2 protein-coding genes (1 of these 2 cut by a window edge) are annotated in these 12,333 nt (G+C 73.7%); both read left to right on the forward strand.

Annotated elements, in window-relative coordinates; translation table 11 throughout:
- The gene (locus HUO13_RS37425) at positions 1-9,327 is read left to right on the forward strand and encodes a type I polyketide synthase (RefSeq protein WP_249124832.1); all 9,327 of its coding nucleotides are present in this window, start codon (positions 1-3) and stop codon (positions 9,325-9,327) included.
- Positions 9,284-12,333, forward strand: the 5' end (the start) of a protein-coding gene (locus HUO13_RS14985; protein ID WP_432757840.1) for an SDR family NAD(P)-dependent oxidoreductase. The gene runs 17,629 nt beyond the window's last position; 3,050 of the gene's 20,679 nt are visible here — the first part of the coding sequence; the start codon lies at positions 9,284-9,286; its stop codon lies off the right edge, out of view. Before HUO13_RS37425 ends, HUO13_RS14985 begins: the two co-directional genes overlap by 44 nt.

A 12,333-nucleotide genomic window follows, 5' to 3' on the forward strand; every position in this document is an offset into this window, starting at 1 on the left:
GTGCAGGAAGACCAGCAGGAAAAAGTCGTCGACTACTTGCGGCGGATGACCGTCGACCTGCGGCACGCCCGCAGGCGCATCGACGAACTGGAGGGCCGGGCCCGCGAGCCGATCGCGGTGGTCGGGATGGCCTGCCGCTACCCCGGCGGGGTGCGCACGCCCGAGGATCTGTGGGAGCTCGTCGCAGGCGGCGGTGACGCGATCTCGGGTCCGCCCGCCAACCGCGGGTGGGACCTCGCGCGGCTGGCGCGGGACAGCGCGACCACCTCGGGCGGTTTCCTCCACGACGCCGACGAGTTCGACGCTGACTTCTTCGGGATCTCCCCGCGCGAGGCGCGGGCGATGGACCCGCAGCAGCGCGTCCTGCTGGAGGTGTGCTGGGAGGCGGTGGAGAACGCCGGGATCGCGCCGGACTCGCTGCGCGGCACGCGGGGCGGGGTGTTCGTCGGCGCCTACCACTGGGGCCGCTCGCAGGCTGTGGCCGATGAGCTGCAGGGCTACACGATGACCGGCACCGCCTCCAGCGTCATGTCCGGACGGCTGGCCTACGCGCTGGGATTGCAGGGCCCGGCGCTCACGGTGGACACCGCGTGCTCGTCGTCGCTGGTGGCGTTGCACCTGGCGGCCCGGTCGCTGCGCGAGGACGAGTCCTCGCTGGCGCTGGCGGGCGGGGTCACCGTGATGTCCGACCCGTCGCTGTTCGTGGAGTTCAGCAGGCAGGGCGGGCTGGCGGCGAACGGCCGCTGCAAGGCGTTCTCCGACGACGCCGACGGCACCGGCTGGGCCGAGGGCGCCGGTGTCGTCGTGCTGGAACGGCTCAGCGACGCGCGCCGCAAGGGCCACCGCGTGCTTGCGGTGCTGCGCGGGTCGGCGGTGAACTCCGACGGTGCGTCCAACGGGCTGACCGCGCCGAACGGGCCGGCACAGCAACGGGTGATCGAGCAGGCGCTGCGGGCGGCCGGCCTGCGTCCGTCCGATGTGGACGCGATCGAGGCGCACGGCACGGGAACCCGGCTGGGGGACCCGATCGAGGCGCAGGCGTTGCTGGCGGCCTACGGGCAGGGCCGCGAGAGGCCGCTGTGGCTGGGCTCGCTGAAGTCGAACGTGGGACACACGCAGGCCGCCGCCGGGGTCGGGGGCGTGATCAAGGTGGTGCAGGCGTTGCGGCACGGGGCGCTGCCCAGAACGCTGCACGCCGAGCGTCCGTCCTCGCACGTGGACTGGGAGTCCGGCGCGGTGCGGCTGCTGACCGAACAGGTCGAGTGGCCCCGGGGTGAGCGGCCTCGGCGCGCTGCGGTGTCGTCGTTCGGCGTCAGCGGGACGAACGCGCACGCGGTGCTGGAGGAGGCTCCGGTTGAGCAGACCGAGGAGCACACCGGCGCGGAGGAACCGGACCGGACCGGCCCGGTCGTCTCGTGGATGGTCTCGGCGCACAGCGAAGGCGCGCTGCGGGAGCAGGAGGAGCGGTTGCTGCACCACGTGCAGCGGAACCCGGAGCTACGTGCCCGCGACGTCGGGCACTCCCTGGTCAGCGCCCGCTCGGTCTTCGCGCACCGGGCTGTCGTCCTCGGACGCGGGCGCGACGAGTTGGTCACCGCACTCGGCTCGGCTGCCGGCGGCGCTCCGGGCGCCGACGTGGTCGAGGGAACGGCCGATGTGGACGGCGGCACGGTGCTGGTCTTCCCCGGTCAGGGCTCGCAATGGGCCGGGATGGGCGCTGACCTGCTGACGAGCTCTGATGTTTTCGCCCACCGCATCGCCGAATGCGAGCAGGCGCTGCGCCCGCACGTGGACTGGTCGCTGACCGACGTGCTGCGCGAAGCCGACGGCGCACCTTCCCTGGAGCGCGTCGACGTCGTGCAGCCCGCGACGTTCGCGGTGATGGTCTCGCTGGCCGAGCTGTGGCGTTCGCACGGCCTCCGGCCCGATGCGGTCGTCGGGCACTCGCAGGGCGAGATCGCCGCCGCGGTGGTCTCGGGCGCGCTGTCGCTCGCCGACGGCGCGAAGGTCGTGGCCCGGCGCAGCCAGGCCATCGCCCGGCGGCTGGCCGGGGCGGGCGGGATGCTGTCCATCCCCTTGCCGCTCGCCGAGGTCGAACCGCTGGTGGCGCCGCGCGGGATCTCGGTCGCCTCGGTCAACGGGCCGCGTTCGGTCGCCGTCTCGGGCGACCCCGAGGCGTTGGACGAGCTGTTCGGCGAGCTGGCCCGGGACGGTGTGCGGGTGCGGCGCATCCAGGTCGATTACGCCTCCCACTCCGCCCACGTCGAGACGCTGCGCGAGGAACTGCTCGCCGAGCTCGCCGGCGTCGAGCCGCAGGCGGCACGCATCCCGCTCTTGTCCACCACCACCGGGCGGTGGTCCGAACCCGGTGAGCTGGATGCCGCGTACTGGTACCGCAACCTGCGCGAGACCGTGCTGTTCGCCCCGGCGATCGAGGCACTGCTCGACGAGCAGCACCGCGCGTTCATCGAAGTGAGTCCGCACCCCGTGCTGCTGGGCGGGATGCAGGAGCTCATCGAGCACCACGCCGAGCCCGCCGTCGCGGTCGGCACGCTGCGCCGCGACGACGGCGGCATGGACCGGTTCCTGACCTCCGTGGCCTCGGCGTTCGTGCGCGGAGCCGCGGTGGACTGGAAGCACGGGCTGGGCCGGGGCCGCGCGGTGGAGCTGCCCAGCTACCCCTTCCAGCGCGCGCGGTTCTGGACCGCTCCGGCGCCCGGCGAGGCCGAGGACGCCGGGTTCTGGCAGGCCGTGCGGCGCGGCGATGCCGAGTCGCTGGCGACGGACCTGCACGTCGACCAGCAGGCACTGGAAGCCGTCCTGCCCGCGTTGTCGTCGTGGCACGACCAACGCCGGGGCATCGCCGAGTCCGACGCCTGGCGCTACGAGGTGCGGTGGAAGCCGCTCGCGGGTCTGCGGTCGGCCCCGCTCGCCGGGGACTGGCTGCTGGTCACAACCGCCGAGGCAGCGGACGACGACGTGCTCGAGGCGCTGAAAGGCCAGGGCGCCGACGTCCGGCGCCTCGTGCTGGACGAATCCTGCGTCGACCGGGACGTTCTCGCCGCCAGGCTGACCGACACCGACGGTCTCAGCGGCATCGTGTCGACACTGGCCTTCGCCGAGCGGCCGGGCGAGCGGTACCCGGCCATGCCGCTCGGGCTGGCTCTGACGGTCTCGCTGGTGCAGGCGCTCGGCGACGCCGGAGTCCAGGCCCCGGTGTGGGCGCTCACGCGGGAGGCGGTGCGCTGCCGACCGGACGAGTCGCTGCCGAACCCGGTGCAGTCGCAGGTGATGGGCGTCGCGTGGACCGCCGCGCTGGAGCATCCGCAGCGCTGGGGCGGGAGTGTGGACCTGCCCGCCGCTCTCGACGGGCGCCCGGCCGGGCTGCTGGCCGCGGCGCTGACGCAGCGGGACGGCGAGGACCAGCTCGCGGTCCGGTCGGCCGGGGTGTTCGCTCGCCGCCTCGTGCGGGCCGCGCCGCCACGCCCGGTCCGGGACTGGGCGCCGCGTGACACCGTCCTGGTGACCGGGGGAACCGGCGCCATCGCGCCGGATCTGGCGCGGTGGCTGGCCGGGCAGGGTGCGCAACGGATCGTCCTCACCTCGCGGCGGGGGCTCGCCGCCGAGGGGATGCCGGAACTGGTGGCCGAGCTCGCCGAGCACGGCGCGGCGGTGGCCGTGGAGCCCTGCGACGTCACCGACCGCGATGCCGTCGCGGCGATGCTGGACCGTCTGAGGGCAGAAGGCCACGTGATCCGCACCGTCGTGCACGCGGCCGCGGTCATCGGTCTGCACACCCTGGACAAGACCACGCTGGAGGACTTCGCCGAGACCGTGCACGCCAAGGTCGCCGGCGCCCGGCATCTCGACGAACTGCTGGACGAGGAGGAGCTGGACGCCTTCGTGCTCTACTCCTCGATCGCGGGCATGTGGGGCAGCGGGTCGCACGCGGCGTACGCGGCGGGCAACGCCTACCTCGCCGCGCTCGCGGAGAACCGGAGGGCGCGCGGGCGCCCCGCGCTGTCCCTGCACTGGGGCAAGTGGCCGGACTCGCCGGAGCTCGCCGAGGCCGACCGGCACGGCGTGCGGCGCACCGGACTGCGGATCCTCGACCAGGACACGGCGTACTCGGGCCTCAAGCGTGCCCTGGACGAGGACGCCTCGGTGCTGGCCCTGACCGACATCGACTGGGACACCTACCACCCGGTGTTCACCTCCGGCCGGCCGACGACGCTGTTCGACGACGTGCCGGAGGTGCGGCAGGCCGGCCGGACCGCTGCGGCCACCGGCACCCAGGGCTTCGCCGACCGGCTGCTCGCGCTTTCCGAAACCGAACGGGCGAGGACCCTGCTGGAACTGGTGCGCGGCGAGGCCGCGGCGGTGCTCGGGCACGCGGACGGCGCGGGCCTGGCGGAGCGCAGGACGTTCCGCGAGATCGGGTTCGACTCGGTGACCGCCGTCGAGCTGCGCAACCGGCTGGTGCGCGCGACCGGCACGACCCTGCCCACCACCGTGGTCTTCGACCACCCGTCGCCGTCGGCGCTGGCGGTGCACCTGGGCTCGCAGCTCTCCGGCGAGCGGGAAGCCCACGCCGCGACCGCGGTCGCCGCCTCCGATGAGCCCATCGCCATCGTCGGCATCGGGTGCCGGTTCCCCGGCGGTGCCGACAGCCCGGAGAAGCTGTGGCGACTGGTGTCCGAGGGAGCCGACGTGATCTCGGAGTTCCCCGCCGACCGCGGCTGGGACACCGCCGGGCTCTACGACCCGGACCCCGACCGAGCGGGAACGACGTACTCGGTGCGTGGCGGCTTCCTGGACGACGCCTCCGGTTTCGACGCCGCGTTCTTCGGGATCTCCCCGCGCGAGGCCCGGGCGATGGACCCGCAGCAGCGGTTGCTGCTGGAAACCGCCTGGGAAGCGATCGAGCGCGCCGGGATCGTGCCGGAGACGTTGCGCGGCAGCGCCACCGGCACGTTCGTCGGGGCGAGCCACCAGGGCTACAGCGCCGGCGCGTTCGGAGTCGCCGACGGCACGGAGGGGCAGTTCATCACCGGCGCCGCCGCCAGCGTCCTGTCCGGGCGGATCTCCTACCTGCTCGGGCTGGAGGGCCCGGCGGTGACGGTGGACACCGCGTGCTCGTCGTCGCTGGTGGCGCTGCACCTGGCGTGCCAGTCGCTGCGCAGCGGGGAGAGCGGGCTGGCGCTGGCGGCAGGCTCGACGGTCATCGCGGGGCCGCAGGACTTCCTGGGCTTCAGCCGGCTCGGTGCGCTCTCGGCGGACGGGCGGTGCAAGGCCTTCGCCGAGGGCGCGGACGGGATGAGCCTGGCCGAGGGCGTCGGCGTCGTCGTGCTGGAACGCCTTTCGGACGCGACGCGCAACGGGCACCCGGTGCTGGCGGTGGTGCGCGGCTCGGCCACCAACCAGGACGGCGCCTCCAACGGGCTCACCGCCCCGAACGGACCCGCCCAGCAGCGCGTGATCCGCCAGGCGCTGGCCAACGCCGGTGTCGAACCGGGCGAGGTCGACGTCGTTGAGGCGCACGGCACCGGTACCGCGCTCGGCGACCCCATCGAGGCGCAGGCGCTGGCGGCCACCTACGGCGAGGACCGCGACCCGCTGCGTCCGCTGTGGCTGGGTTCGCTGAAGACCAACATCGGGCACGCGCAGGCCAGCGCGGGCATCGCGGGTGTCATCAAGATGGTGCTGGCCCTGCGCAACGGGGTGCTGCCGCCGACGCTGCACGCCGAGCGGCCCACCCAGCACGTGGACTGGTCGGACGGCCGGATGCGGCTGCTGACCGAGGCGGTCGAGTGGCCGTGGCACGGGCGCCCGCGCCGCGCGGGGGTGTCGGCGTTCGGGATCAGCGGTACGAACGCGCACGTCATCCTGGAGCAGGCGGATGCCGAGGAGGCGGTCGACGGTGAGCCGGTCGCGCCGGTCCACGAGGTCGTGCCTCTGGTGCTGTCGGCCCGTTCGGGCACCGCGCTGCGCGAGCAGGCCGCCCGGCTGCTGCCACTGGTGGAAGCGGAGCCCGCCGACCTCGCCTGGTCGCTGCTGACCACGCGCAGCAGCTTCGAGCACCGCGCGGTCGTCGTCGGCGCAGACCGGGCCGAGCTCACCGCGGGCCTGGAGGCGCTGTCGTCGTCGGGCAGCTCCACCAACGTGGTGCAGGGCACCGATGTCGGTGGTGCGGGACCGGTGTTCGTGTTCCCCGGCCAAGGTGCGCAGTGGTGGGGGATGGGCCGCGACCTGCTGGCCTCGTCGGAGGTTTTCGCCGCGCGCATCGACGACTGCGAACGCGCGCTGGCTCCGTTCGTGGACTGGTCGCTGCGCGCGGTGCTGAGCGGATCGGCCGATCCGGACCTCGTCGAACGCGTCGACGTGGTGCAACCCGCGCTGTTCTCGATGATGGTCGCGCTCGCCGAGGTGTGGCGGGCGCACGGGACCGAGCCCGCCGCGGTCATCGGCCATTCACAGGGCGAGATCGCCGCGGCGCACGTGGCCGGGGCGCTGTCGCTCGACGACGCCGCGCGGGTGGTCGCGTTGCGGAGCAAGGCCCTGCTGGCACTGGCGGGGCAGGGCGGCATGGTCTCGGTGGCGGCTTCCGAGGACGCGGTCGCCGACCTGATCGGCGCGTGGGACGGCCGGATCTCCGTGGCGGTCGTGAACGGCCCGTCGTCGGTGGTCGTGTCCGGCGAACCCGAGGCGCTGGCCGAGATGATCGCGGAGTGCGGGCACAAGGGAGTCCGCGCCCGTGAGGTCGCCGTGGACTACGCCTCGCACGGCCCGCACGTGGAGCGGGTGCGCGACGAACTGGCCGAGGTCCTGTCGGCGATCTCGCCGCGTCCGGCCGGGATTCCGTTCTACTCGACCGTGACCGGCGGGCGGATCGACACCACCGAACTCACCGCCGACTACTGGTACGCGAACCTGCGCCGCACTGTGCGGATGGAGCAGGCCACGCGCGCGCTGCTGGCCGACGGGCACCGCGTGTTCATCGAGTGCAGCGCGCACCCGGTGCTGGCGTCCTCGGTCGAGGAGACCATCGACGCCGCCTGCCCGGACCCGGCGGTCGTGCTCGGCACGCTCCGGCGAGACGAAGGCGGCCCGCGCCGGCTGCTGCTGTCGCTGGCCGAGGCGTACTCCCACGGCGTCGCGGTGGACTGGACGGCGCTGTTCACCGGGGAGCCTGCTCGCACCGTGGAGCTGCCGACCTACCCGTTCGAGCACCAGCGCTACTGGCTCACCCCGCGGCGCAGGACCGGGGACGAGCCGGACTCGGCGTTCTGGGAGCTGGTGGAGAACGGCCGGCCGGAAGCGCTGGCCGAAGAGCTCGGGATCGACGGCGCCGTGCTGGGCACCGTGCTCCCGGCCCTGTCGCAGTGGCGTGAGCGCAGGCGGCACCACGCGGTGGTGGACTCGCTGCGGTACCGGGTCGGCTGGACCCGGCTGGCCGAGCCGCAGCCGGCGGCTACCGGGATGCGCCTGGTGGTCGTGCCGGAGTCCCTCGACAGGTGGGTCTCGGCGGTCGTCGACGGCCTCGGCGAGGACGTGGTGGTGCTTCCGGCCGGATCCGAGCAGCGCGCGGAGCTGGCGTACAGGCTCGCGGAAGTGGCCGCGGAGCACGAGATCACCGGCGTGGTGTCGTTGCTGAGCGAGGTCGAGCCGTCGGCACCGGGCGAGGTCCCGGCCCAGTTGTCGGCGACGCTGCGGCTGGTGCAGGCCCTGCTGGACGCGGGGCTGGACGTGCCGCTGCGGGCGGTCACGCGCCGCGCGGTCGCGATCGGCGACGAGGACGTGGACCCCGAGCAGGCCGGGGTGTGGGGACTCGGCCGGGTCGTCGCCCTGGAGCATCCCGAGATGTGGGGCGGGCTGGTGGACCTGCCCGACGTTGTGGACGAGCGGGTGGTCGGCGGACTCCGCGCGGTCCTTTCGGGCGATGAGGACCAGGTCGCGGTCCGCGAGTCCGGCCTGTTCGGCCGCAGGCTCGTGCACGCCCCGCCCGCGCGACCGGAGGAGTTCCGGGCGCGCGGCACGGTTCTGGTGACCGGCGGCACCGGTGGCGTCGGCGGCTTCGTGGCGAGGTGGGCGGTGGAGCGCGGCGCCGAGCACGTGGTGCTCACCAGCCGGCGCGGACCGCGAGCGCCCGGCGCGGACGAGCTCGCCTCCGAGCTGGAGATGCTCGGGGCGAAGGTGACCGTGGCGGCGTGCGACGCGGGCGACCGCGAACAGCTTTCCGGAGTCCTGGGCGGTATCGACGACCTCACATCGGTGTTCCACGTCGCGGGGGTGGCCGAAGGCGACGACGCGGTGCGGGAGCTGACCGACGACCAGCTCGCGGCGCTGCTGCGCTCGAAGCGCGACGCCGCCCTGCACCTGCACGAGCTGACGCGGGACCGGGAGCTCGACGCGTTCGTGCTGTTCTCCTCCGGCGCGGCCGCGTGGGGCAGCGGTGGTCAACCGGGTTACGCCGCGGCGAACGCGTTCCTGGACGGCTTGGCCGAACACCGCCGCGCGAGCGGGCTCCCGGCGACCTCCATCGCGTGGGGCACCTGGGGCGAGGCGGGCATGGCCACCGAAGCGGCGGTGGGTGCGCGTCTGCGGCGGCACGGCGTGGTCGCCATGCGCCCGGAGCAGGCGCTGGACGCGATGGGCAAGGCCATTGTGGACGGTGTCGCGACCGCCGTGGTCACCTCGATGGACTGGGTGCGGTTCGCGCCCGGTTTCACCTCGGTACGCCCGAGCCCGCTGCTGTCGGAGCTGGCCGAGGTCCGCGAAGCGCTGCGAGCCGCCGAGGCCGAGCCCGCCGGGGCCGCGGGATCGGGCCTGCGCGAGCGGCTGGCCGGACTGCCCGCGGCGGAGCGTTCCCGCGCGCTGCTCGACCTCGTGCGGGCCGAAGCGGCGGCGACCCTGGGCTACGACGGGGCGGAGGCGATCCCGGCCTCCCGCGCGTTCAAGGACGTCGGGTTCGACTCGGTGACCGCGGTCGAACTGCGCAACCGGCTGCGCGCGGCCACCGGCCTGCCGCTGCCCGCGGCACTGGTCTTCGACCACCCCACCCCGTCGTCGCTGGCGAACCTGCTGGCCGCCGAGCTGTTCGGCGACGCCGCGGCCGACGAGGGACCCGAAGACCCGGACGCGCGCATCCGCGAGGTGCTCGCCACGATCCCGCTCAGCCGGCTGCGCCAGGCCGGGCTGCTGGACATGGTGCTGCGGCTGGCCGAGGACGGCGGGCAGGAGCCCGAGGCGGCCGGGGTACCGGCGGATTCGATCGACGACATGGATGCCGAGAGCCTGCTGCGACTGGCGACCGGCACCGGCGACTGAGGCGGGAGAGAGCCTGATGACCGGCTCCGACAACGAGTACGTCGAAGCGCTCCGCTCCTCGCTGAAGGAGATCGAGCGGCTGCGCGAGCAGAACCAGCGGTTGGTGTCGGCCTCGGCCGAGCCGATCGCGATCGTCGGCATGGGCTGCCGGTTCCCGGGCGGGGTGAGCACGCCGGAGCAGCTGTGGGACCTGGTCGAGCAGGGCCGCGACGCGCTCTCGGCTTTCCCTGCCGACCGCGGCTGGGACCTGGCCCGGCTCGCAGGCGACGGCGAGGGTGCGAGCTTGGCGAGGGAAGGCGGTTTCCTCGACGGCGTGGCCGATTTCGACGCCGGGTTCTTCGGCGTCTCCCCGCGCGAGGCGGTCGCCATGGACCCGCAGCAGCGCCTGCTGCTGGAGACCGCGTGGGAGGCGGTCGAGCGCTCCGGCATCGACCCGGCCTCCCTGCGGGGGACCCAGACCGGGGTGTTCATGGGCACCACCGGACAGGACTACGGCAAGGTCATCGCCGCATCCGACGAGGACGTGGAGGTGTACTCCACGACCGGGCACGCGGCCAGCGTGATCTCCGGCCGGCTGTCCTACCTGTTCGGCTTGGAAGGCCCGGCGGCCACGGTGGACACCGGCTGCTCTTCCTCGCTGGTGGCGCTGCACTGGGCGGTGCAGGCGCTGCGCGGCGGGGAGTGCTCCCTGGCGCTGACCGGCGGTGCTTCGGTGATGGCGACGCCGGGACCGTTCGTCGCGTTCACCTCGCAGAAGGGACTGGCCGCCGACGGCCGGTGCAAGCCCTACGCCGAGGCCGCCGACGGCACCGGCTGGGGCGAGGGCGCGGGCGTGCTGGTTCTGGAGCGGTTGTCGGATGCGCGACGCCACGGGCATCCGGTGCTGGCAGTGGTGCGGGGCTCGGCGATCAACCAGGACGGTGCGTCGAATGGTCTGACGGCGCCGAATGGTCCGTCGCAGCAGCGGGTGATTCGTGCGGCGTTGGACAGTGCGCGCCTGGATGTGTCCGATGTGGATGTGGTGGAGGGACACGGGACCGGGACCACGTTGGGTGATCCGATCGAGGCGCAGGCGTTGCTGGCGACATACGGTCAGGGTCGTGAGGTTCCGCTGCTGCTGGGTTCGGTGAAGTCGAACATCGGTCACACGCAGGCTGCCGCGGGCGTGGCGGGTGTGATCAAGATGGTCATGGCCATGCGGCACGGAGTGTTGCCGGAAAGCCTGCACGTGGATGCGCCGTCGTCGAAGGTGGATTGGTCGGCAGGTTCGGTCGAGCTGCTGAGTTCTGCCCGGCAGTGGCCCGATACCGGCCGCGTGCGTCGTGTCGGTGTGTCGTCGTTCGGGATCAGCGGCACCAACGCGCACGTCATCCTCGAGCAGGCGGCTGCCGTCGCTGAGGAGCCTCGCGCGCACGGCATCGAGCCCGGTGTCATCGCGCTGCCAGTCTCGGCTCGCAGCCCGGAGGCGCTGGCCGCGCACGTCGACCTCGTCAAGGCTTACGCCGCCGACCATCCCGGCGTTCCGGCGACCGACATCGCGCTGACCCTGGCCGAGTCCCGGTCCACCTTCGAACACCGCTCGGTGCTGCTGGCCGGCGCCGACGGGTTCACCGAAGCCGCGACCGGGCTGGCCGCCGACGAGTGCCTGCTGGCCTTCCTGTTCTCCGGGCAGGGTTCGCAGCGGCTCGGCATGGGGCGCGATCTGCACGCCCGCTTCCCGGTGTTCGCCGAAGCCCTGGGCGCCGTGCTCGCCGAAGTCGATCCTCACCTGCCCCGCCCGCTGCGGGAGGTCGTGTGGGGCGAGGACGCCGATGTGCTGAACCGGACGGAGTTTTCGCAGCCTGCGTTGTTCGCGGTTGAGGTGGCGTTGTTCCGGTTGGTGGAGTCGTGGGGTGTGCGGCCGGATTACCTGGTGGGGCATTCGATCGGTGAGATCGCGGCTGCGCATGTGGCCGGTGTGCTGTCGCTGGCGGATGCGGCGAAGCTGGTCGCCGCGCGTGGGCGGCTGATGCAGTCCCTGCCGGAGCGCGGTGGGATGCTCGCGGTGCAGGCCGGCGAGTCCGAGGCCGCCGAGATCATCGCCGGGCACGAGGAGCGGGTGGGTGTCGCGGCGGTCAACGGACCGGCTTCGATCGTGCTCTCCGGTGCCGACGAGGTGCTGGTCGGCATCGCTTCGCAGTGCGAGCGACGGGGCCTGAAGGCCAAGCGGCTCGCGGTGAGCCACGCCTTCCACTCGCCGCTGATGGAGCCGATGCTGGAGGAGTTCCGCTCCGTCGTGGCGGGGTTGCCCTTCGCAGCGCCGGACATCCAGATCGTGTCCACGCTGACCGGCCGGGCGGTGGACTCGGCCGAGCTCTCGTCACCGGACCACTGGGTCCGACACGTCCGCGAGGCGGTCCGCTTCGCCGATGCGGTGCGGGTGCTGCACGACCGCGGGGTCCGGGCCCACCTGGAGCTCGGCCCGGACGCGGTGCTCTCCGCGATGGTGCCCGAGACCGCCGAACCGGCGGTGGCCGTGCCGCTGCTGCGCAACGGCCGCCGCGAAGAGGTCGCCGCGACCCACGCGCTCGCCCGGCTGCACGTGGCCGGCGTCGACGTGCGCTGGGCGGCGATGCTGGCAGGCACCGGTGCGCGGCGCGTGGACCTGCCGACCTATCCCTTCCAGCACGAGCGGTTCTGGCCGCACGGCTCCGGGCGAGCCAGCGGTGACGCGCTCGCCGCCGGCCCTGTAGCCGGTGACGGGCACCCGCTGCTGGGGCGCGCCGTGGAGCTCGCCGGTGGCGACGAACTGCTGTTCGGCGCCGAGCTGTCCGTCCACACCCAGCCCTGGCTGGCCGATCACGTCGTCGGCCGCCGGGTCCTGTTCCCGGGCACCGGATTCGTGGAGCTGGCGATCCGTGCGGCCGACGAGGCGGGGTGCGCGCGGGTGGAGGAGCTCGCCCTGGCTGCGCCGCTGGAGCTGCCCGCCGAGGGCGCCGTCCGGTTGCAGGTGCGGGTCGCGGCGCC

The organism is Saccharopolyspora erythraea (assembly GCF_018141105.1).
GTDB lineage: Bacteria > Actinomycetota > Actinomycetes > Mycobacteriales > Pseudonocardiaceae > Saccharopolyspora_D > Saccharopolyspora_D erythraea_A.